Source organism: Saccharopolyspora tripterygii (assembly GCF_054778355.1).
Genome location: NZ_BAAGZP010000008.1, coordinates 54,627 through 77,532, shown reverse-complemented (window position 1 = coordinate 77,532; position 22,906 = coordinate 54,627). Strand labels below are relative to the sequence as shown.

Sequence of the window (22,906 nt, the reverse complement as noted above, 5' to 3'; positions counted from 1 at the left end):
GCGCTCAGCCCTGCTGGGCGCGGAAGACCAGGGAAGAATGCCCGACCCTGATCACGTCACCATCTGCCAACTGCCAAGTCTGCACCGGAGTGCCGTTCACCGTGGTGCCGTTTGTCGAACCGAGATCAGCCAGCATCGCGCTCTGACCATCCCAGGTGATCTCGATGTGCTTGCGCGAGACCCCCGTGTCGGGCAGTCGGAACTGGCCCTCCTGGCCGCGGCCGATGATGTTCGAGCCGTGCTGCAGCGTGTACGAGCGGTTCGAACCGTCGTCCAGGTGCAGCGTGGCGGTCATCTGACCACGCGGACCGCCGACCGGGTAACCGCCGGGTGCGCTCTGCGGGTAACCACCGCCGGGCTGACCGAAGCCGCCCTGGTCCGGGAAACCGCCCGGGGCGCTCTGCGGGTAACCGCCACCCGGCTGACCGTAGCCCTGGTCGAAACCGGGCTGCTGCGGGTAGCCCTGGTCGAATCCCTGCTGCGGCTGACCGTAGCCCTGGTCGAAACCGGGCTGCGGCTGACCGTAACCCTGGTCGTAACCCTGCGGCGGCTGGCCATAGCCCTGGTCGTAGCCGGGCTGCGGCGGCTGGCCGTAGCCGGGGTCGAAGCCCTGCTGCGGCGGCTGGCCATAGCCCTGGTCGAAACCGGGCTGCTGGGGCGGCTGACCGTAACCCTGGTCGTAGCCGGGCTGCGGCTGACCGTAGCCCTGGTCGTACCCGGGCTGCGGCGGCTGGCCGTAGCCCTGCTGGTCGTAACCCGGCTGCTGGCCGTAGCCCTGGTCGTACCCGGGCGGCTGGCCGTAGCCGTAGTTGGGGTCCTGGCCTTGGCCGTACCCCTGGTCGTAGCCGTACTGCCCCTGCTGGTTGTACGGATCTCCCTGGGGGTAGTGGCCTGGTGGCTGGCTCATGGGTCGGTCTCCTGCGGTACGCGGTTGTGTCGGCCGTCGAGTTACATCGGGGTCAACGGTCGAACTGATTCGAAACTGTCCCGTGTGCAGCGTCTCAGAGCGCTCCAGGGAGACTACGACGTCACCATATGTGTCCCACGCTTGCTCGGTGAGATGCTCTTGAACGCAGTCGGCGAGGAGGTCCGTGACCCGGTCCTCATCGCCCGAGAGTCGATCATGGTCCGACGGGCTCAATTGCACAACGTAGTGGTTACAAGCGAGCAACCGTCCACCGGCAAGCTCCCTGACCTTCAGCTCGGCATCTCGCTGCAGCGCCTGGGCGACTTCCTGGGGGACGACCTTCCCGCCGAACACGCGCGCAAAGCCATTGCCGACCACGCCTTCGATCCGGCGCTCAAAGCGCTGCACGAGGCCCACGGCAATATCCCTCCACGCGTACGACTCCTGCTGACCATCGTATCTGGGCCCGCGGCCCGAGACACCGCCCTGTTCCCAACTTCCTGACCCCCCTGCGCAGACCCCTCACGGACCCGTGCTAATGTTCTTCTCGCCAACAGGGCAGCAGGGAAAGTCGAGGCCAACCCCGCTGCACGACGGTGAGAAGCGGCAAGCTAAGCTTCCATCGTGCCACGGGCGAGTGGCGGAATGGCAGACGCGCACGGTTCAGGTCCGTGTGTCCGAAAGGACGTGAGGGTTCAACTCCCTCCTCGCCCACCGAGAAATCCCCTCCCGGCTCATGCTTCGCCGGGAGGGGATTTCTTTATGTTGGGGGGTCGAACCCCCCACGCCCCCCCACGGTGCGGCTGGGCGCTTGTGGCTTGCTCCCTCGGGTTTTCGAGGGGAGGGCCTGCTCTCGGACCAGCAGTTCGTTGCTCGGCTCACTGTTCCTCTCGGGATTTCAGGCTGGTTCCGGTCTCCTCTTTCTCCCGCTTCTCCTCTCTTCTCCTGTCTTGTTGGTCTGGTTTGGGGTTGTGCTGTTTGTCATGGGGTGGGGTTCAGCGTTGAGCGAAATCTTTTCGTGATCTTTCTTGGTGTTCTGCGGGTGGTGTGCTGGGGTGGGGATGTCCGGCTGGGGGTTGGTGCTCGGAGGTGGCCTCGTGGCGGGAAACAGTCGGGATCCCGGGCGGTCGGTGACCGCTCGTGCGTTGAGCGTGCTGACGGCCTTCGACGCCGATCACCCCAGGCTGACGCTGACGGCGATCGCCACGCGCGCCGACATCCCGCTCGCCACCGCGCACCGCCTCGTCCGCGAGCTGGAGCTATGGGGAGCGCTGCAGCGCGACTCCGACGGGCGGTACATCATCGGCCTGCGCCTCTGGGAGATCGGACTGCTCGCGCCGGTGAGCGGTCGGCTGCGCGAAGCCGCGCTGCCCTACATGCAGGAGCTGTGCGAGACCACGCACGACAACGTGCACCTCGCCGTGCGCGACGAGCTCGACGCCGTCTACGTGGAGAAGCTCACCACGCCCCGGAGCGTGCCCATCATCTCCAGGACCGGCGGGCGGTTACCGCTGCACGCGACCGGAGTCGGCAAGGTGCTGCTCGCCCACGCGCCCGCCACCGCGCTGCACGCCTGCTGCGAGCGCGGCCTCACCCGGCACACCGCCTACACCATCACCGAACCCGGACGGCTCGGCCGCGAGCTCCAGGGCGTGCGGACGCGCGGCTACGCCTCCGCCAACGAGGAGATGACCCTCGGGAACTGCTCGGTGGCGGTCCCCGTCCACGACACCTCCGGAACGGTCGTCGCGGCCCTCGGCGTGGTTGCCCACAGCGTCCGCGCGGACGTCGCCCGGCTCGTCCGCGCACTGCTGCCCGCAGCCGACGGCATCCGGCAGCGCCTGGCCGACGGCGAACGGGTCAACCTCGACGTGCTTCAACGATGAATAATCTTCCGCTTACTGGGTGAATAATCGTCCGGATGTACATTTGTGCAGGTCGGATGACCGGCGCAGATATCATGCGGCGATTTCGCGGGCCACGAATGATGGGTGGAAGGCGTTGTCGGGCGGGTGTCGGGTAGCGATCACCTGTTTGGCCGCATCGCTGGGCTGAAGCCCCCATGTCATTCGTCGACCGGTCACCGACAGCTGCCCGCCGCCGATCGCAGCGACCCCCGATGAGCAGCGCAGAACCGCCTCAGAGCTGTTTTAGTCAACATGGCCCCGCACTGGTGGCCGGGGGAAGTTGAAGTCGTGGAGCGAGTGCACGAAGCGCGAGGGAGGCGGAACGCTGTGACCGCATTGCCGGGACATACCTGGTCCGAAGACGAGCTCCGAGCCTGCTCGACGACGCAGGTGCGGTCGCAGCTGGGCCAAGCGGCCTCGATGGGCCGGCTCGCCCAGCGGTCGGTCGACGCCATGGGCTGGTCCGGCAGCGTGCTGCCGCCGGTCAAGCTGCTCGGGCGTCAGGTCATCGCCACCGCGGAGGTCGTGCCGGACGCGCACGCCGAGCGCCTGGTGTTCGGCAGCGACCCGGTCCTGGACCGAGCGGAGATCGCCACCTGGGTCTGGCCCGAGATGGACGGCCGGGTGCCGCCGCCCGCAGCCCGCATCACCGGAGTCCTGGCGCCGGCCCGGCACTGGCGCACCGCGCTGACCGCCGCCGTGCCGTTCGCCCGCTTCGCCAACGCGGCCATCGTCGTGCCGCGCAGCGTGGCCGTCGCGCCGGACTTCGCAGCGACCTGCCTGATCCGCGCCCGCCAGTTCGGCATCGCGGTGCTCAGCGCCGACGGTGACGACGTGCGGGAAGAGCTCCCGGGCCACAGCTTCGACGACGCTCCGCCCGTCGAGCACACCGCGATCTCGCGGTGGGTCAACGAGGTCGTGTACCAGCAGCTGCTGTCGGCTGAAGCCCCGACGCCGTCGCGCAGCTGAGGAGCCCCTGGGCTGCAGTTCCAGCTGGACCGGGGGGCTTCAACTGGAACTGCACTTCCAAAACCGGCGGGCGGGGAGTTGCCCACCGGGAGGGGGGAGAGGAGCGGACGGAGGCCCGCCCGAACCACGCACCGCGCAGCGTGGGCGGGACTCCGTCCGCTGCGGCACGACGAGATCTGTGATCAGGTGAGAACCCAGGCACGGACTCCGTCGCCCTAGAACCGGGCAAACCCCAGTTCTAGTCAGAACCGAGGCGCTTCCGCGCCCGAAATGTCCGCTCAGTTAGGACTAAAACCGGGCTCGGGCAGAGTTGTCCACAACTCTGTCCACAGGTGTGTTGTCCACAGGAATCGGGAGTTGTCCACAGGCTGCGCTTGAACGGTTGAGCAGCGCTTCCGGGCATACCGTGGGGACATGCGCATCGTCATCGCAGGAGCCCACGGGAAGATCGCCCGACCCCTCGGTCGGCTGCTCTCCGAACGGGGCGATCAGGTCCTCGGAATCATTCGCAATCCCGACCACGCGGCCGACCTCGAAGCCGACGGAGTCGAGCCCCTCGTGCTCGACCTGGAGACCGCGGAGACCCCCGCGCTGGCCGACCGGCTGTCCGGAGTGGACGCCGCAGTCTTCCTCGCCGGAGCGGGCCCGGGCAGCGGTGCCGCGCGCAAGGACACAGTGGACCGCGGCGCCTCCGCGCTGCTCGCGGATGCCTGTCAACAGGCCGGAATTCGGCGTCTCGTGCAGGTGAGCTCGATGGGCACCCGGGGCCCGAACCCGCCCGACGTGGACCCGGTGTTCGGGGCCTATTTGGACGCCAAGCGGGCGGCGGAGGAGGACCTGCGCGGACGCGATCTCGACTGGACGATCCTGCGTCCCGGGCGGCTCACCGACGACGAGCCGACCGGCCGGGTCACGCTGGCCGAGGACGTCGGCCGGGACGTCGTCACGCGTCGCGACGTGGCCGCCGTGCTGGCGGCTCTGCTGCGCGAACCGGGGACCGCCGGACGGGCCCTGGAACTCGTCGGCGGTGACGTGGAGATCGCCGACGCCGTGCGTGCCGTGGCGGGGTAATCAGTTCGGGTTATCCACAGGCCCCAGGACGCGATCCAGGTACGAGTTGTGGAAGATCCCGCCCGGATCGACCGAGGCGCGGACCTGCCGAAACCGGTTGAACCGGGGGTAAAGCCCGGATAGCGCCTCGGCGTCCAGGCGGTGCATCTTCCCCCAGTGCGGTCGTCCGCCCGCGTCCCGGGCGATCGATTCGAAGGCGTCGAAGAAGTGCCGGTAGGGCATGCCCCGGTACTGGTGCACCGCCACGTAACCGGTGTCGCGGCCGTGCGCGGTGGACAGCCACACGTCGTCGGCCCGGGCGACCCGCACTTCCACCGGGAACATCACCGGGTCGGCCAACCGCCCGGCCACGACGCGCAGCTCGCGCAGCACGTCCGGGATCTGCTCGCGCGGGAACGCGTACTCGGTCTCCACGAAGCGGATCCGGCGGGGCGTCACGAACACCCGGTGCGAGCGGTCCTGGTACGAGCGGGCCGACCAGGTCGCGGCGCACAACCGGTTCAGCGGCCGGACCAGGGAGGGAACCCTGCGCCCGACGCCGCACAGCGCGCCGAACAGGCGGTTCTCCATCACCTCGTACTCCAGGAAGTGCCGCGCCGGGTGCAGCGGGCGCGGCGGGCCCGGGTGCCGGTTGTTGCGCTTGACCATGGCCTGCCGGCTGTGCGGGAACCAGTGGAACTCGAAGTGGTCGTTGTCGTCGGCCAGCCGGTCGAAGTCGGCGAGCACGTCCTCCAGCGGCGCCGGGCGCTCCTCGGCCGCCAGCGTGAAGGCCGGGACGCACGCCAGCGTGACCGTGGTGATCACGCCGAGCGCGCCGAGACCGATCCTGGCCGCCGCGAACAGGTCCGGGTTCTCCGTCGCCGAGCAGCGCACCTCGGATCCGTCGGCGAGCAGCAGCTCCAGCGCCTCCACCTGCGTGGCCAGGCCGCCGAGACCGGCTCCGGTGCCGTGCGTTCCGGTCGAGATGGCGCCGGCGACGGTCTGCTGATCGATGTCGCCGAGGTTGGCCATCGCCAGGCCCAGCGAGTCGAGCTCGGCGTTGAGGACGTGCAGCGGCGTGCCGCCGTGAGCGGTGACCAGGCCGGTGGCCGGGTCGGCGTGGACGATCCCCGACCAGTGCCGGAGGTCCAGCGCCACACCGGATTCCGGTGAGGCCACGGCCGAGAAGGAGTGGCCGGACCCGATCGGCCGCACCCGCAGGCCTTCCCGGGCGGCGGCGCGGACGGCGTCCGCCGCTTCGGCGGTGTCGCGGGGCGCCACGACCCGTGCCGGGTTCGCGGTGGTGGTGCCGCCCCAGTTCGTCCAGGAATGCGCGGTGGCCGGATCACGCTGCATGGCCGGGCCTCCAATGGGTGAGGTGGTCGGCGCGATGGGCTGAAGTTATGTGAAACCAATTCACATAACAAGCCCCCAGGCATACGGTGATCCCCGTGCGCCGGATCGACGAGATCACCAGCGAAATCGAGCCACCCTTTGCCGCGGTGGACTTGGCAGCCTTCGACGAGAACGCCCATGACATGGTGCGCCGAGCGGCCGGTGTGCCGATCCGGATCGCCACGAAATCCGTCAGATGCCGCGAGCTCATCGCCCGCGCGCTGCGGATCGACGGCTACTCGGGCCTGATGTGCTACTCCCTGGCCGAGGCGCTGTGGTTGCACGGCGAAGGCGTCAGCGACGACCTCCTCGTCGCCTACCCGACCGCGGACCGCTCCGCGCTGCGGGAGCTCGCCGCCAACCCGGCCGCCGCGGCGGCGATCAGCCTCATGGTCGACTCGACCGGTCACCTCGACCTCATCGACGCCGCCGTCGGGCGCGACCGCCCGGACATCCGGCTCTGCGTCGAGGTCGATGCCTCCTGGCGACCGCTGCCCGGGATCCACATCGGCACCCGACGTTCCCCGCTGCACTCGGCCGCGCAGGTCCGGCGCTTCGCCGAGACCGCGCAGCGCCGCGCGGGATTCCGGGTGGTGGGGTTGATGGCCTACGAGGGGCAGATCGCCGGGCTCGGCGACGCCCCGCCCGGCAGGCCGCTGCGCGGGGCGCTGCTGCGCGCGATCCAGCGGCGTTCCGCGGCCGAGCTCGCGCAGCGGCGCGCCGCGATCGTCCGGCAGGTCCGCGAGGTGGCGGACCTGGAGTTCGTCAACGGCGGCGGTACCGGCAGCCTGGAGCGGACCGCGGTGGAAGACGGGATCATCACCGAGGTCGCGGCGGGTTCCGGCCTGATCGGCCCGACCTTGTTCGACGCCTACCGCGCTTTCCGGCCGCGGCCGGCGCTGCTCTACGCCCTGCCGGTGGTGCACCGCCCGGCCGGGCGCATCGCGACGTTGTTCGGCGGTGGCTACATCGCTTCGGGACCGCCTGGGGCGGACCGGGTTCCGGCGCCGCACTGGCCGGAGGGGCTCGGGCTGCTGGGCGCCGAAGGAGCGGGTGAGGTGCAGACGCCGGTGACCGGTGCGGCGGCACGCGGCCTGCGCATCGGTGATCGGGTCTGGTTCCGGCACGCCAAGGCCGGTGAGCTGGCGGAGCGCTTCAACGGGTACCACCTGGTCGACGGCCGCCTGGTGAGCGTGGGGAGCTCGGCCGTCGAGGAGGTGCCGACCTACCGCGGTGAGGGCAAGTCGTTCGGGTAGCCCGGCATGATCGTCTGCGCGACGACGGTCGGGTTCGCCCGTTGTTCTCCGGTGATCCTGTTGGACAGGTACCCGCGGACCAGGTCCTTGGCCTCGGCCAGCATGGCCGGGTCGCCGTTGGGGTCGCGCCGGAACGCCATGTGGAGCACGGCGTCCGCCGCTTCGACGGCCACGGTCAGGGGCAGGGCCAGGTCGGCCGGGTCGAGCTGGAACTCCTCGGCGATCAGCCCGGTGAGCTTCTCCGCGATGACCGCGTTGTTGTCCTTGCCCGGGTCGAGCAACCGCAGGTCGACCACGTCACCAAAGTGCAGCCGGCTGAACGCCGGTACCTCGCGGTGCATGGTCAGGTAGGTGTCGAAGACGGCGTCCACGGCATCCCACCAGTGCGCCAGTTCCAGCTGCTCGAAGCGGCTGGAGACCGTCCGCACGAAGCGGTCGAGGTTGCGCAGGGTCAGCTCTTGCACGACCGCGCGCTTGTCCGGGAAGAACTGGTAGAGCGATCCCACCGCGACTCCGGCCCGTTCCGCGATGAGGGTGGTCGTTAATCCGTCGTAGCCCACCTCGTCGATCAGGCCGGCGGTGGCGGCGAGCATCTTCTCCACTCGCTGGGCACTCCGCTGCTGCACGGGCTTGCGCCGCAGCGGTGCTATTTCTGCAGGCAATGCGACTCCCTGGGTTGGAGTTGTGTCGACCAGTCTGCTGCTGAGCCGACATCCGTGCGTTCCGGACATGCCGCGACATCGTAAGGCAAAAGGGTGAATTCGATGGGCGTCACTTGACCTGAGCCCAGTGTTACATCCCATGCGGGTGAAAAGCTGATTCGGCCTGGTGATCCGTGAGCGTTACAGGAAATCGGTATGCATTGAGTCATGTTGTCAACGCGGAGGGTCGCTATCTAGTGTGACGTGAGTCGTCATTCTCCGTGACAGAAGGGTCATTGTGGGTTACTGCGCGGCTGCCTCACGTCTGCTCGCCGCACCCGGATTCCCCCGCCGGTGTGCCGAGACCGTTCGCCCGGCCACGACCCCGTGACGGCCCGGGACACCATGACGGCGCGCCAGGCGGACACCGACCTGCCGCTGCTGGCGGAGGGCGACGACTGGCCGGTCGAGGAGTTCCCGGCCCCCGGCCCGTGGCGATCGCTCACCATCGCCGAGGCCAACGACCTGCTCACCGCGGGCGGTTACGGGCTCTGGGTGGAGCAGCGCGCCGGCGGAGGCCTGCTACTCGCGGGCATCGGCACCGGAATCCCGCTGCGCGCCGACGCCACCTGGGCCGACCTGTACCGGGCGCTCGTCCGGCTCCGCCGCACCCGGCGGGTTTTCGACGCGGCGTGGCTCAACCGGCTGGCCGGCTCCCTCACCCCCCAGAATCCCGGAACCGCGCAGATCACCGAGGTCCCGGCCGAGCGCGTCGACCTGCTGCCCGGTGCCGACCGCGAACTCGCCCACCGCGTGCTCGCGTCCCTGCACGGCCCCGGAACCGGCCGGAAGGTGCCCTTCCCCGAAGCCCGCGTGACCGTGGGGCGACGAGAACGCGCCGTTCGCGTGCAGGCCATCGACTCCCAGGACCGCGCGATGCAGGAACTCCGCGGCTGGGAGCGGTTCGCCTCCGTCGTCGCCGCCGACCCCGACCTGCGGATGCACTGCGCAACCCAGCCCGTGCCCGGCGCCGTCGTCGACACCGGCACCGGGACCACCGCGCTGCTGCGCGTCGTCGACCCCGCCCCCGCGCACCCGAGGCACCCCGGTGGCACCATCGCCGCCGACCTCGACGCGCTGCTGCACCAGGACTCCGACGGCGCGCCCCAGCTGCTGCGCGTCGTGCTGGACAACCGGTTCGCCCGGCGCGAGGACGAGCTCGACCACTTCCTGGAGCACTTCGTCCGCCCGCTGCTGCGGGTGTTCCGCCTCGCGCTCGACGCCCACGACCTCGGGATGTTCGCGCTGGACGAGACCGGATTCGCCGTCGAGCTCTCGCCCGAACTGCAGGCCACCGGCCGCATCGTGGTCACCGACCACGAGCGCATCGTCGCCGCGCCCAGCCGCGCCGAAGTCACCACCGGGGTGCGAGCGCTGGTCAGCACGCTGGAACGGCTCGGCGAGGGATTCGCCGCGCTGCGACCCGACGACCGCGGCCACGAGATCCGCGACGCGGTTTGGCGGGTCATCGCCGAAGAACTCCGCTACCTCGCACCGCACACCGCCGACCTGCTCTCCGGCGAGCAGCCGCTGCAGAGCTACGCGCACACCGTCCCGGAAAGCCAGGACACCGTGCTCAAGACCGTGCTCGACCGCGTCCAGCGAGGAACCCGCGAACGCAGGTGGAACCCGCGGGCCGGAACACCCACCGTCGTCATCGACGTCGACCTGTGCGGCCTGATCCCGCTGCAGCGGATCACCGACGCCGCGCGCAGCGTCTCCGGGCCGCGCCCCGGAGCACCCGGCGGCATCCTCGAACTCGCCGGACCGGCCGCGCTCCCCGTGCTGCCCACGCACCTCCCCGGCAGCTGGGAGAAGTTCGTCCAGGACACCGGTCTCGGTGACCGCTACCCGGCCGTCGACTGGGACGAACTGCGCGGCGACTTCCTCCGCGCCTTCCAGTCACGCCCGCGCGAACGCCTCCGCACCGACGAGGTCAACGCCGGTCTCGCCCGCTTCGTCTGGGACGTGCAGGACGCGGGCGGACGCGTCGTGTTCTGCACCGCCCGCAAGGAGCGGTTCCGCGCGATCACCGAACAGGTCCTGGCCGAAGCCGGCGTGCCCGACGCGACCACGCTCGTCGTGCCCAGCGACGTCTCCCGGCCCATCGCCGAAGTCAAAGCCGAGCGGATCAGCGCCCTCAGCGGCCTCGACGTCGTCGCCGTCTTCGACGACGAGCCCGCCAACCGGGACGCGATCCGCGCCGAACTCGGCGACGTGCTCCCCATCGCCGTGGAGATCCCCGGACTCGCCGCGCAAGGACACCCCGCCACCGACGACGCCGTCGTCGCCACCTTCGAAACGCGGCCCAGCGCACCCGGCGGACCGAAGCTGTCCAACACCCACTCGCTCGAAGAGCTCCAGATCGGCGCGCTGCGGCGCAACCGCCTCGTCCGCCGCTGGGCCGTGCACCTCACCGAAGCCGAAACCCAGACCATCGTCGACTCCATCGTCGCTGACACCGACCGGGCCGCGCTGCGCACCGGACGCAGCGCCGTCGCCAAGTTCGGCCTCGACGAACACCCCCACGACGTGGGAAGAGTGCTTGCCGGTCTGCACCACGTGCTGACCCGCAAGCAGTTCATCAAGGGGTCCCGCGCCAACTACAAGCTCGACGACCTCGCACGCGACGCCGAAACACCGGTGCGTGCGGGCGAACCCATCGACGTCGTCCTCCTCGGCTTCCCCGTCAAGCAATGCCTCAACCGGCTCAAGGCCTCAGGCCCGCTCCCGGACCTCGCCGAACTCGGAGCCATGGCGCGACTGCGGGAGATGCACCGGGCAGTCGCCGCCGTGTACCCGCCAGGGCTCCGCTTCAACATCCTCACCGACGGCAGGCACTTCCGGAGCAGGCCCGCCGCCATCGCCGACGCCTACCAGCGGAAACTGCGCGAATACGTCGGACTCGTCGGCATCGGCGACCGGACCGTCGTCGCCGACATCGACGAGATCGCCGAACAGCGGCTCGGCCCCGGGCTGCCGGCGGAACGCGCCCGGCGGATCGCCAACTACCGGAAACTGCTCAGCGACCGGCTGCGCGACTTCGACATCACCGACAACCCGCTGCGCACCCTGGAATCCGTGCACGACTGGTCCACCACCGAAACCGACTTCGCGCCGCACGTCATCGGGCTCTTCCGGGAGATCCTGATGTCGCTCGTCTACTCGGTGCCGGTGACCGTCCCCGCAGGCACCGACCGGCTCGAATGGTCCGCCGCCCTCTACGCCGACATCTACAACGTCACCGACCACAGCGCCTCCGCCGCGGTTCTCCAAGGCCGCCGGGCAGTGCTGCGCCGCGCCTGGCACACCGTGATCCGCTACATGGCGACCATGCAGGTCGACGACGAGTTCGGCTACGAGCTGATGTTCCCCCACCGGGTCCGGCTCACCCTCAGCGCCGTCCGGCCAGGCTGCCTCGGCTTCACCTACCTCGGCGGCTCCGGCCTGCTCCCCTGGCAAGGCACCGGAGTGCTCGATCCGCGCGGCCGCGTCGCCATCGACTTCGCCATCTCGCTGCTCGACCAGGGATTCGTGCCCGTGTACTCGCCGCTGCTCGGGCCTCGTCAGCCTTGGGCCATGGTTCCCGCTGATCGGACTCAGCTGATCGAGCCGCCTCATGTGCCCGTGCCTCGGCGGGATTCGCTTCGGGTGGGGTTGCAGCTGGACCCGGAGTTCGCCCGGAAAGCACGTCTTCGCCGGAAGTAGCTCTCCTTCGGGGCTTTCTGTCGTCTTGGTTGAGGCACGGCGGCCGCGGTGCCGTCTTGGTTGCGTCTTACTGCAACTACTCAGTGGTCCCTCTGCTCGGCGGTGCGGGTAGCGGAACCTCAGACGCCTTCTGGCTCCGGGATCCGAGGCTTATGTATGCCAATACACGGCACGTCGGCTGTCCTCCCCAGAAGACGTCTGAGAACCCGCGGCGGTGCCGGTTGCTGGGGTGGGTACTGAGAAACCGGCTTCGCCGGTTGCCTGACGTGGGGAAGTTTTCATGAAAACTTCCGTCTTGCGTCCGAGAACCGGGGCGGTGCCGGTTGCTTTGGGGGGTACTGAGAAAGCACCTTCGGTGGTTGCCTGACGTGGGTCGTGGGGAAGTTTTCATGAAAACTTCGGTCTTGCATGTGGAAAGGCCCTGGGCGCGAGTCGGGGAGATCGCGTCCAGGGCCTTTTCCGCCTCCGGGCCGTCCGGGGAAACGGTGTTCCGGAGTGGTTGGAGTCCGCGGACCGGTACCGGTCGGGGGGAGGGGAGTGCGTCAGCACCGGCCCGCGGAAGTCTGCTGTTGGGACGGGGGTTGGAGCTTGGTGGCGGCCGACTCGCGTTGGCCGGGGTCGGGGATTCGCGACTAAGCGCTCATCGGCCGCCACCCTGGCGGTTCTCGGTCCCGGGTCGGGGAGGAGGTGCTGCTGTCCGGGACCGAGTCCGCCGGCTTACGGCACCGGCGTGGCCGGCTGCAAAGCGTGCGCCGGTCGCAGGTGCCGTGCGGGACGGGGTGCCAGGGCGCCCGCCACCAGGTGCTCGTACGCCGACTCCCACACCGAGCACGGTGCTTTCATCGGGCGTCGACGTCCGGAGCACTCCGGGCAGTTGCCCTTCTCGTCGGCTTCGTGCGCGGTGAGCAGCGCTCGCCATCCCGCGGTCAGGCGCGGGATCTCGGAGCGCGCCACGGAGAGCAGGGAGGAGGCGTCCGCGCGGTCGGCGAGCTCGGAAAGAACATCGAGCCGCTCACGGACCGCGCCGCGCAACACCTGCCCCAGGACCTCATCCATGAGACGTCACCGTCACTTTCTCGCCTGCGTTGCGGCATCCCGCAACGCCATCGACAACTGGCCAGCGCCACGGCTTTCGACTTCCGCGGCGTGACCGGGCGGTCCGACGAGCACCACCTTGTCCCCATTGACGAGCACGGCCAGGCTTCGGTGGGCGTTGGCGACATCGCGGCAGTCGACGTGCCACCAGCGACGGCGGTTGGCGGGGGCCGGAACGTACGGGGATCCGCCACCCTCCTGCCGCCTGTTCGTCGCTCGTGAGTCCATCTGCTCGATCCCGTCCGTCCGCTCGGTTCCCGGCTGTGCTCGCTGCTTGCTGATGACTACATTGGTGCCTGGCGGTCGCTTCGCCTAGAGGACAGGCGACGACCGGACCGAAGACCGCGACGAGCGGTAAGCGGACTTCACCGCAACCGATCACCTCTACCGATACGGGCTTCACCGAGTTGCCGCAGTGCGCTTACTCTGCGATCAACGCCCGTTCGAGAGCGTCAGGGGGTCAAATGAACATCATCGGATCTGGCGGCTCGCCCGTTACTCCCGACGTCTGGAACGAGCGGGACATGCGGGATGCGCTGGCCCGGAGAGACGTCAGCGAGGTCTACCGGCAATTACGCCGGCACGGCGTCTCGCAGAGGCAGATCGCCGCCTCGACGGGGCAGTCCCAGTCCGAGGTGTCCGAGATCCTCAAGGGCCGGCAGGTCATGGCCTATGACGTGCTGGCCCGAATAGCCGACGGGCTCGGCATCCCGCGGGGCTACATGGGCCTCGCCTACGACGGGACGACCGCGATGCGGGTCGCGAAAGCGACGAACGCCCTGGAAGCTGAGGAGGACGAATCGGTGAAGCGTCGGAAGTTCCTGTCCCACGCGGCCGCGGTGACCATGGGCGCCGCGGTGTTCGGCACCGAGGACAGTGCCTGGGCGCCCGCCAGCGCCTCGACTCCGGCTCCGGCGCGCATCGGCATGACCGATGTGCAGCAGATTCAAGCCGCCACCAAGGCCCTGCGCGACCTCGACTACCGCTACGGCGGCGGCACCTGCCGCGACGCCGTGGTCGCCCAGCTCTCCTGGGCGCAGCAGCTGCTGGACTCCACCTCCAGCGACCCCGTGCGCAAGCAGCTGTTCGTGGCCCTCGCGGACATGCACAGCCTGGCCGGCTGGACCTCGTTCGACGTGGGCCTGCTGGACCCGGCGCGCAGCCACTTCGGCCGCGCGCTGGAGTTCGCCAAGCGGGCCGATGACGACAGCCTCGTGGCCAGCGTTCTGTACCGGATGGGCCGGGTCTACCTGCACTACCAGGAGCCCAACGAGGCGCTGAAGCTCTTCCAGCTCGGCCAGATCGCCGCGCAGGAATCGGGTTCTTCGCTGACCGTCGCGGTGCTCTGCGCGAACGAGGCCTGGGCCTACGGGATGCTCAACAAGCCCGACCAGGTGCAGAAGATGGTGGGCCGCACCAAGGACGAGTTCGCCCGCGCCAACGTGGACGACGCTCCCGACTGGGTCCGCTTCTTCACCGAGAACGACCTGCACGGCATGATCGGCTCCGCGCACGACGCGCTGGCGGTGTTCGATCCCAAGAAGCACGCCTCGATCGCGGTCGCCGAGACCATCAAGTGCAACGAGGCCTATGGCGCGGACATGCAGCGAACCCACGTTTTCGGGCTGAGTCTGCAGGCAACCAACCACTTCCGGGCAGGCGACGTTCAGGAAGGCCTGAAGGTCGGGCGTCGTGCGCTGCAGTTCGGTGAGCGCGTGAAGTCCGCCCGTGTCGCCGACCGGCTCAAACCACTGGAGCTGGAAGCGGGCAAGCACCGGGCCAACTCGGATTCCCGTGACCTCTTCGAGGAAGTCCGGCGGTTCCGCCAGGCGTGAGGTCGCCCCGCACTCGGGTGGCCCGCCGGCGACGTCGGTGTTGAGAACATGCGCATGAAGACATACCAGGTTCACCAGGATCAGAGCGTCCCGCCGGAACTCGAACTGGCGCTGACCGAGATCTGCGAGACCGTCGGCCTGAACCCTCGTGGTGCCCGGCTGATCAGGTTCATCAACAACGGGGTTTTCCTGCTGCGGGACGAACCCGTCATCGTTCGCGTCGTGCTGTCCTCGTCGTTCGCCCACCGGGCCCGCACCGCCGTCGAGGCGGCGCACTGGCTGGCGATGCACGGGGTGCCCGCGGTCCGGTTGCTCCCCGGTGTGGAGCAACCGGTCCACTCGGGCGCGCACTGCGGGACGCTGTGGCAGTACGTGCCGGAGGAAGGCCGGGTCCCAGGCAGCGCCGACCTGGGGAATCTGCTGCGGCAGATGCACTCCCAGCCGCTGGCCGAGGAGACCTTCAAGCCCTGGAAGCCGATGGCCGACATCCGGCGCAGGCTGAACGACGCGGTGGACATCGACCCGGAGGATCACGCGTTCCTCCAGCAGCGGTGCGACTACCTGGAACAGCAGCTCGACGAGCTGGAGTTCCCGCTGCCGCCCGCGGTGATCCACGCGGACGCGCACCTGGGCAACGTGATCGGCGGCCCGGACGGCCCGCTGCTCTGCGATCTCGACTCGCTGTGCATCGGTCAACCGGAGTGGGACCTGACGCCGATCGCGGTGGGCAGCCTGCGGATGGGCTACCCGGCCGAGTGGCACCGAGAGCTGGCCGACGCCTACGGCTTCGACATCACGTCGTGGGAAGGCTTCCCGGTGCTGCGCGAACTGCGCGAACTCAAGATCACCACCGGGGTGCTGCCGATCCTGCGCACCAACCCCGGCGTGCGGGAGCAGCTGACCTGGCGCCTGCGCACGATCCGGGAAGGCGATCTGGACACCCAGTGGGCGCCGTACAGCTGACCGCCCCTCGGGCGGCAGCACCAGGTGATCCGTTCAGATCAACCTCGATGCGTCTGATCGGACCATCTTGACCGGTTTGCGACGTCTTTCTCGTCGTTCGCGGTCGCAGGACTCGACCTGGAGGGGTAGACCATACGAGCGAACTGGTGCATCGAGTCGGTGCTAAGCGGATGGGCTGTCGATGAGGATCGCTGAGTTCTCGCCGGGTGAGCAGGTTCCGCGATCGCGCCGCGACCGCGCGCTGGCCAGCGCGCGGCTGCTGGACGAGATCGTGGACGACCACCTCCAGTCGATGCGGCAGCTGCCGCCGGACGTGCGCGAGCCCTACGCCGACCACCTCGCCGAGCTGGTGATGGTGGCCCAGGCGTACCGGCACTACGCGGCAGGCTGGATCTCGCGCCGCGAGCTCCAGCGGCGCGCCCGCGCCGCGCTCCGGCGAATGGACGGGCCGAACGGTCTCGCTCCGGTGCAACTCGTCGACGGTGAATGACCGCTCGCAGACTTGCGCGTCGTCGTCTGCCGGGCCGTGCCCCGCACCGCCCGGAGTGCCGAAACTCCCGCGGTGACCTGCGGGTTCGCCGATCGGTCGTAGTCGGTTTCGGCCGAACCGAATTTTCGCGCCTCCTCGCGCAGCCGCCATCCGCCACACGTGGAAGGCCTGATGAGCGCTGCAATCGTTAAGGAGACGCGGTGTACGCAACCGGCACGCTGCCGGAACGCGCGCTGGAGGAACTCGCGCGCGACTCCCTTCTCGCGAAGTACTGCCTGGTCGGAACCGCCCCGAACGGCACCGTCGGCCTGACCGACCCGCTGGATCTCAGCGAGGACGAGATGATCGAGCGCGTCGTGAGACCCGTGGTGATCACCGTCCGGGGGTTGCTGGCCGCTGGGAAGGTCCCGAGCGGCGAGCTCGGTGTCGACCTCGCGAGCGGCCGGGTGGTGGTCCCGCGCCTGGACCCCGCCGGCCCGGACCGCGCGGCCGAGGTGATCACCCGGCTGCACCGGCGGCTGACCGCGCTCAGCCCGCACGTGGACGAGGTGCTGGCGGACGAGCTGCGGTTCTGCTCGGCCGGGCTGCTGTCGGTGCTGACCGGCGAGCACCCCTGGCACCGGCACCGGCATCACGTCCCGTCCGCCCAGCACGAGGTCCTGCAGCGGGTGCTGCTGCTGGTCAAGGACCGCGCGGCCGCGCACCGCCGGGACCCCGCAGCGCCGCGGCCGCTCGTCGCCCTCGACCTGGACTTCTGCGCCTTCCACCCCCGTGCGCGAGTGCGCGCCGCGGTGGAGGCCCTCGGCGTGACCGATCCGCTGCCCGTGCTGCCGGGGTTGTACGAACCGGGGTGGCGGCCGTTCCGCGATCGGGCCGGTCTGCCTGCGGAGGTGGAGCACGCCGAGTTCCGGCAGGCGATCTCCTGGGACCGGGAGGCGCTGCTGACCGACGACCTCGCCCCCGGCGTCCGCCAGTTCGCGAGCGACGTCGAGCAGGCGGGTGGACGGGTGCTGCTGCTGACCGGACGCAGGCACCGGATGCGGGCGGCGACCGAGGAGGCGCTCGCCCAGCACGGTCTCGGGCACCTCGAACTGCGCACCTGCGACGAGGGCGCGGACGTCGGGGAGCAGAAGGTCGCGGCGCTGCGGGCCGCGACCGGCTGGGAACCGGTGGCCGCCTTCGACGACAAGACCGCCAACCGGGTGGCCCTGCGGACGGCGTTCCCGCAGGCGCTGGTCGTGCCGGTGGCCGCGCCCGGCTTCACCGGGGTCGACGAGCCCGACGCCATCGGCACCTTCGAGACGCTGCCGCAGCCGGCGCCGCTGGGGCGCGGTCACCTGGCGAGACCCGCTCTGTCGCACGCCACCTCCGTGGCCCAGCTCCGGCTCGGCGAGATGCGCACCCGGCCGACGGTGTGGCGCCAAGGCGTCCGGCTCACCGAGCAGCAGCAGGCGGAGATCGTGGACGGGCTGTGCCGGAGAGCGGTGGAGACCGGGGTCCGGCTCGGTGACCGGGTGGCGGCCATCGAGACGGGCACGACCCGGGCGATCTGGCAGGTCGTGCAGGCCAAGCTGTTCGGGGCGTCCCGCAAGGCGTACCCGCTGGAGCAGGCGGAGGCGGACCTCTCGCGGTCGACGGCGGCCGGGGAGCCCGCGGAGTTCGTGCTGCTCGGGCCGCCGACGAAGCAGGACGGTTCGCGGCTCAAGGCGCTGGGCGGACTGCCGGACCTGGCGGAGGTCGCGATGCTCGCCCGGCTGCTGCAGCTCGACGCGGCGGTGAGACGGGTCCACCCGCCGGGGATCCGGGTGACCGCGCTGGCGGACCCGAGCCACTTCCGGGTCCGGGACGAAAGCCGGTACCGCGACTACCAGCGGGAATTCCGGCGGATGCTGGAGCTGACCGGGGCGGATCGGCTGATGTCGGTGCGCAACGTCGACGAGGCGGCCGCGGAGTGCGGCTGCGGGGACGAGGCCGAGCGGGCGGAACTGCTGGAGCATCACCGGGGCCGCTACGAGTCCGCCTTGGCCGGCCTGGACGTGCGCGATGATCCGCGCGCCGCCCTGTCCGCGGCCGACGAGCGCGATCCGGGTTGTCCCGGTCAGCCCGGGTTCGCGGAGATGTTCCGCTCGATCGTGCACTCGGTCGACGTCCCGGACGCCGGTGACGATCCGGTGGAGTTCTCCCGCCGCGTCTACACCGCCCCGTTCGACCTGGGCGATCCCGAGCTGGGCGGCACCCGGCGGGAGCTGCTGGCCCTGGCCTGGGGAGAGACGGTCACGTACCTGGCCAACAAGCACGTGGACGCCGAGCTCGACTACGCCGCCCTGTGGCGGCACGACAAGGTCCGGATGAGCCTGTCGCTGCGTCCCGAGCCGGGCCGGTTCCGGTTCGTGCCGCTGGGCGGCTCGGCGGTGATGCCGTGGCAGGGGACGGCGGCGCTGGGCAGGGGGAACGAGGTCTCGACGGACTTCGCGATCTCGTTGATCGACCAGGCCCACCTCCCGGTCTGGGGACCGGAGGACCGGTCCCAGCCGTGGCTCGTGGTCCCGCCGAACCTGGTTCGCGACGGCGTCCTCGACCGGTCGGTCGCCGAAGGGATCCAACTCCGCACGAAGTGATCGGCAATTCCGCGGAATAACGGAACGAGAAATTCCACAAATAGCGTTCCCGGGGTTCTCCCCGAGAACGATGATCTGTGAATTTCACTAGATTCGAAGAGGTAAGGGGAGGGCGCCCGGGCGCGAAACCCGGACGCCCTCCCCGCGGCGATCAGCTCTTCGGCTTGCCCAGGCGCAACGCCAGGACGAGACCGAGGACCACGACCAGGACGGCACCGGCGATCCACGGCCAGATCGGCATCCCACCGGACTGCTCTGCCTGTTCAGAGGGCTGACCGGTGTCCTGTCCGCCCTGCGGGCCAGGTGCCGGGGTGCCCTTGCCGGGGGCGGTCAGCGAGAAGGTGACCTTGCCCGGGACCGGGTGCCCGTCGCTGGAGAGGATCCGGTAACCCACGGTGTAAGTACCGGCCGGTCCGAGCTCGCGGACCGGGGCGACGACCGAGTTGCCCTCGACCCGTGCCGGGCCGTCCGCCCAGAACGAGCCGTCCGGACCCACGACGTTGACGGTGTTGTAGGACTCGCCCGCGCGGACCGGCTGGTCGAAGGTCAGCCGGACCTCCCGCGGACCGGCGGGCAGCTGCGCGCCCTCGGCCGGATCGCTGCCGACCAGCACGTTGTGCGCGAGGGCCGGAGCGGCGCCGCCGACCAGGGCGACCAGTGCGAACGCGCCGACGGTCAGCAGCCGCCTCATGATGCGTCCCCACCGGAACGACGTCCGCGGACCAGGGCACCGGCACCGACGCCGAGGCCCAGCGCACCCACGAGCAGTCCGGCGCCGCCGAGGTAGCGGGCCGTGTCGTCGCTCGAACCGTGCTGGTCAGCGGCCTGCTCCGGCTGGCCGGACGAGCCGGCGCTGTGGCTGTGGCCCTCACCGCTGCCCTCGACGAGCTTCAGCGTCGGTGCCGGGTGCTCCGGCTCCTCGCCGCCCGGTGCGGGCGGGGCGTTCCAGTCCACGACCTTGCCGTTGTCGTAGGTCTGCGTGGTGGGCAGGACCAGCTGGTCGGTGTTCTCCGGCAGGGTGCCGAGGGTGGCCTCGAACTCGTTGAACTCGTTCGGGCCGATCCGGGTTCCCGGCTGCGCGGTCCAGGTGATGGAGCGGACCGCCTCGGTGACCTGGGCTCCGTCCACCATCACCGGTGCGATCGGTCCCTTCTCGACCTGCGCGGTCCAGCCGGGGACCGGCTTGGTGCGCACCGAGCTCAGCGGGTACTGCTCGGGCAGCGTCACCTTGACCTGCACGGTTCCGGCGACCGGGTCCTCGTTGGGGACGCGGAAGGCGATCTTGGCGTGGTCGCCCTTCTCGGCCTCCTCGGGCTGCGCGGAGACGTGCGCGAAGGCGGGGGCGGTGCCCATCGCGAGGGCCACGCCGCTCACCACGAGCCAGCTCGCGGACCGCGCGAGGAATCGATTTGTCGACATGTTCTCTTGAAATCTCCCGTAGTAGTCGGCTAATCACGCGCGTTTAGGCGCGAATGCGGTGAATTGCAATGATCGATCGGTGATGTACACCGGATCGTTGCTTTCCACGGGAGATTCCGGTGGTCCACGACGTGCGTGAATCCGCTGGTAGATCAGTTGGGCGAGGGTCCGCGGAACCGGCCCGGGCACGCAGATCGTGGGCGGCGGTGTCACAACCGGTAACGGCGTCGTCTTCTTGGGGAGGATCGCCTGCAACAACCGGGTGACTACGAACAGTACCTGTTCGGCATGGGCCATGAGCAGGGCTGTTGCCAGGGTCGCGAGCACGTGCGCGAGGGTCATGAGCGCCGGCGAGAGCGGGATCGGGGCGGGTCCGTGCCCATGTCCGGATCCGTGGTGGCCGAGGGCCGTCAGCTCGAGAAAGAAGTGAAGCGCCAGCTGGCTGACCGACAGTGCCCCTAGAATGCCCCACGACCCGCGCTTGCGATCAGCCAACGCCACCCCGGCGCCGGCCAGCAGAACGGTGATCACGACGGTCGTTCCCATCCCCGGGAGCGACCCGCCCGCGGCCGCGTGAGCGGCTACGGACAGTGACGCCGCTGTGCAGGCCAAACCAGCACCGCGCAGGACGCGCAGAGCGCCCCGCGTAGGTGTCAGACCAGCCTTCACGGTTGGTCAGTCTAGGTGTCGGTTCGGCCACGCTGACCGCAGGTGAGCTTGCCTTGTTAACCCGATTGGGTCACGGTTTATAGGTTGACGACGATTTGGAGCCACCAACGGCCGGATTAAGCGGTTCGATTGTTGGGGAAAGCGTCGTAACTGACGACGGAGAGGAGGGGGCGTCGCCGAAAGTCGGCGCCGATACCTGTGTCGACCGAAACTGAACAAAGCGGTGGCCCCGCCAAGGGCGGTCAATCCACCGAACCTGATGCCGAGTTCCTCGGCAAACCCAGAACGGACTGGGTAGTGTTCGGCGTCACGGCGATCATCATGTTCTTGGTGGTCGCCTGGGGCGCCGTCGCGACCGAGTCGCTCAGCACCGCCTCCGGCGCAGCGCTGGACTGGTTGATCAAGAACACCGGCTGGGGCTTCGTGCTCGCGGCCACCGGGTTCGTCGTCTTCGCCCTGTTCCTGGCCTTCAGCAAGTACGGCCGGATCCCGCTGGGCCGCGACGATGAGGGACCCGAGTTCCGCACGGTGTCCTGGATCGCCATGATGTTCAGCGCCGGTATGGGCATCGGTCTGATGTTCTTCGGCGTGAGCGAGCCGCTGAGCCACTTCGTCTCGCCGCCGCCGGGGATGGACCCGAGCCAGAGCGAAGAGGCCATCAAGACGGCCATGTCCACTTCGCTGTTCCACTGGACCCTGCACCCGTGGGCGATCTACGCGGTGGCGGGTCTGGCGATCGCCTACAGCAGCTTCCGCCGTGGGCGCAGGCAGACCATCTCGGGCGTCTTCACGCCGCTGATCGGCAAGAAGGCCGCCGAGGGTCCGCTCGGCAAGGTCATCGACATCCTGGCGCTGTTCGCGACGCTGTTCGGCTCCGCGGCCTCGCTGGGCCTCGGTGCCCTGCAGATCAAGTCGGGCATGAAGGCGGCCAACTGGCCGATGGGCGATGCCGGGACCGGCGTGCTGGTCGCGATCATCGTCGTGCTGACGCTCTGCTTCATCCTCTCCGCGGTCTCGGGCGTGGAGAAGGGCATCCAGTGGCTGTCCAACATCAACATGGTGCTGGCGGCCATCCTGGCGCTGTTCGTCTTCGTCCTCGGGCCGACGGTGTTCATCCTGGACCTGCTGCCCACCTCGGTCGGCTCCTACTTGAGCGACTTCGGTGAGATGGCGTCGCGCGCCGGCGCTACCGGCGGTGCGGAGATGCAGGACTGGCTGAGCAGCTGGACCGTCTTCTACTGGGCCTGGTGGATCTCCTGGACGCCCTTCGTCGGCATGTTCATCGCCCGGATCAGCCGGGGCCGCACGATCCGCCAGTTCATCGGCGGCGTGCTGCTGGTTCCCAGCGCCGTGAGCCTCGTGTGGTTCGCGATCTTCGGTGGTGCCTCGATCGACACCCAGAAGCACGTGGACGTCTACGGGGACGGCAGCGCGGAGGCGCAGACCTTCGCGGTGCTCGAGCACCTGCCGCTGCCCCTGGTCACCGCCGTCCTGGTGATGATCCTTGTCGCGATCTTCTTCGTGTCGGGTGCCGACGCGGCGTCGATCGTCATGGGCACGCTGTCGCAGCGCGGCGCGATCGAACCGAGCAAGTGGGTCGTCATCTTCTGGGGTGCGGCCACCGGTGCCGTCGCCGCGGTGATGTTGGTGATCGGGCAGGACAAGGCGTTGGAAGGCATCCAGAACTTGACGTTCATGGGTGCGTTGCCCTTCGCCATCGTGATGATCTTCATGTGCGTGGCGATGCTCAAGGACCTGCGCTCGGACGACATCACGGTGCGCGACCAGAAGGGCGCCGAAGTGCTGGAGCAGGCGGTCATCGCGGGCACCGAGGAGCACGACGGCGAGTTCCAGCTGGTCACGACGCCAGCGGAGGCTTCCGACGAGGAGTCCGAATCGGCGGATGCCGACAAGAAAGAGTAAA

The 22,906-nt window shown here is 69.5% G+C and carries 17 protein-coding genes and 1 tRNA gene; 11 read left to right on the top strand and 7 right to left on the bottom strand.

Going from position 1 to position 22,906, the window contains the following annotated elements:
- Positions 1-4: 4 nt before the first annotated feature.
- Complete coding sequence (locus tag ACYVF3_RS05780; protein WP_461153150.1) at positions 5-1,324, bottom strand: DUF3662 and FHA domain-containing protein; 1,320 nt, start codon at positions 1,322-1,324, stop codon at positions 5-7.
- A gap of 214 nt (positions 1,325-1,538) precedes the next feature.
- Here ACYVF3_RS05780 and ACYVF3_RS05775 point away from each other — a divergent pair.
- From ACYVF3_RS05775 to ACYVF3_RS05760, 4 genes are all read left to right on the top strand, one after another.
- Positions 1,539-1,621 (top strand) — tRNA-Leu (locus ACYVF3_RS05775).
- Positions 1,622-2,004: 383 nt separating this feature from the next.
- Positions 2,005-2,793, top strand: a complete 789-nt coding sequence (locus ACYVF3_RS05770; protein ID WP_461153149.1) for an IclR family transcriptional regulator — start codon at positions 2,005-2,007, stop codon at positions 2,791-2,793.
- A 348-nt stretch (positions 2,794-3,141) separates the two neighbouring features.
- Complete coding sequence (locus ACYVF3_RS05765; protein ID WP_461153148.1) at positions 3,142-3,783, top strand: hypothetical protein; 642 nt, start codon at positions 3,142-3,144, stop codon at positions 3,781-3,783.
- Between the two features lie 414 nt (positions 3,784-4,197).
- Complete coding sequence (locus ACYVF3_RS05760; RefSeq protein ID WP_461153147.1) at positions 4,198-4,854, top strand: SDR family oxidoreductase; 657 nt, start codon at positions 4,198-4,200, stop codon at positions 4,852-4,854.
- On the opposite strand, the gene ACYVF3_RS05755 is transcribed toward ACYVF3_RS05760, so the two are convergent.
- On the bottom strand, positions 4,855-6,189 hold the full coding sequence (locus tag ACYVF3_RS05755) for a D-arabinono-1,4-lactone oxidase (protein WP_461153146.1): 1,335 nt from the start codon (positions 6,187-6,189) through the stop codon (positions 4,855-4,857).
- Positions 6,190-6,275: 86 nt separating this feature from the next.
- Between ACYVF3_RS05755 and ACYVF3_RS05750 the strand changes: the two genes are divergently transcribed.
- Positions 6,276-7,484: an amino acid deaminase/aldolase gene (locus ACYVF3_RS05750; protein WP_461153145.1), complete on the top strand. Its 1,209-nt coding sequence runs from the start codon at positions 6,276-6,278 to the stop codon at positions 7,482-7,484.
- Here ACYVF3_RS05750 and ACYVF3_RS05745 read toward each other — a convergent pair.
- Positions 7,454-8,146, bottom strand: a complete 693-nt coding sequence (locus ACYVF3_RS05745; RefSeq protein WP_246110356.1) for a TetR family transcriptional regulator — start codon at positions 8,144-8,146, stop codon at positions 7,454-7,456. The genes ACYVF3_RS05750 and ACYVF3_RS05745 overlap by 31 nt on opposite strands.
- Positions 8,147-8,530: 384 nt before the next feature.
- On the opposite strand from ACYVF3_RS05745, the gene ACYVF3_RS05740 reads away from it, so the two are divergent.
- Positions 8,531-11,893, top strand: coding sequence for an L-tyrosine/L-tryptophan isonitrile synthase family protein (locus tag ACYVF3_RS05740; protein ID WP_461153144.1), 3,363 nt, complete (start codon positions 8,531-8,533; stop codon positions 11,891-11,893).
- A gap of 717 nt (positions 11,894-12,610) precedes the next feature.
- Here ACYVF3_RS05740 and ACYVF3_RS05735 read toward each other — a convergent pair.
- Positions 12,611-12,949, bottom strand: coding sequence for a hypothetical protein (locus ACYVF3_RS05735; protein WP_145740590.1), 339 nt, complete (start codon positions 12,947-12,949; stop codon positions 12,611-12,613).
- 503 nt (positions 12,950-13,452) lie between these two features.
- Here ACYVF3_RS05735 and ACYVF3_RS05730 point away from each other — a divergent pair.
- From ACYVF3_RS05730 to ACYVF3_RS05715, 4 genes are all read left to right on the top strand, one after another.
- Positions 13,453-14,823, top strand: coding sequence for a helix-turn-helix domain-containing protein (locus tag ACYVF3_RS05730; RefSeq protein ID WP_461153143.1), 1,371 nt, complete (start codon positions 13,453-13,455; stop codon positions 14,821-14,823).
- Positions 14,824-14,877: 54 nt separating this feature from the next.
- A complete protein-coding gene (locus tag ACYVF3_RS05725) occupies positions 14,878-15,786 on the top strand; it encodes a phosphotransferase family protein (RefSeq protein ID WP_461153142.1) in 909 nt (302 codons plus the stop codon).
- Between the two features lie 181 nt (positions 15,787-15,967).
- The gene (locus ACYVF3_RS05720) at positions 15,968-16,276 is read left to right on the top strand and encodes a hypothetical protein (RefSeq protein WP_461153141.1); all 309 of its coding nucleotides are present in this window, start codon (positions 15,968-15,970) and stop codon (positions 16,274-16,276) included.
- A 200-nt stretch (positions 16,277-16,476) separates the two neighbouring features.
- On the top strand, positions 16,477-18,894 hold the full coding sequence (locus ACYVF3_RS05715) for an L-tyrosine/L-tryptophan isonitrile synthase family protein (protein ID WP_461153140.1): 2,418 nt from the start codon (positions 16,477-16,479) through the stop codon (positions 18,892-18,894).
- A 151-nt stretch (positions 18,895-19,045) separates the two neighbouring features.
- On the opposite strand, the gene ACYVF3_RS05710 is transcribed toward ACYVF3_RS05715, so the two are convergent.
- From ACYVF3_RS05710 to ACYVF3_RS05700, 3 genes are read right to left on the bottom strand one after another with little or no spacing between them, the layout of a single operon-like run.
- The gene (locus ACYVF3_RS05710; RefSeq protein ID WP_461153139.1) at positions 19,046-19,585 is read right to left on the bottom strand and encodes a copper resistance CopC family protein; all 540 of its coding nucleotides are present in this window, start codon (positions 19,583-19,585) and stop codon (positions 19,046-19,048) included.
- On the bottom strand, positions 19,582-20,313 hold the full coding sequence (locus tag ACYVF3_RS05705; RefSeq protein WP_461153138.1) for a YcnI family copper-binding membrane protein: 732 nt from the start codon (positions 20,311-20,313) through the stop codon (positions 19,582-19,584). Before ACYVF3_RS05705 ends, ACYVF3_RS05710 begins: the two co-directional genes overlap by 4 nt.
- Before the next feature lie 33 nt (positions 20,314-20,346).
- The gene (locus tag ACYVF3_RS05700) at positions 20,347-20,844 is read right to left on the bottom strand and encodes a hypothetical protein (protein ID WP_461153137.1); all 498 of its coding nucleotides are present in this window, start codon (positions 20,842-20,844) and stop codon (positions 20,347-20,349) included.
- 459 nt (positions 20,845-21,303) lie between these two features.
- Here ACYVF3_RS05700 and ACYVF3_RS05695 point away from each other — a divergent pair, with 459 nt between their 5' ends.
- Positions 21,304-22,905, top strand: coding sequence for a BCCT family transporter (locus ACYVF3_RS05695; protein ID WP_461153805.1), 1,602 nt, complete (start codon positions 21,304-21,306; stop codon positions 22,903-22,905).
- The last annotated feature ends 1 nt before the right edge of the window (position 22,906 follow it).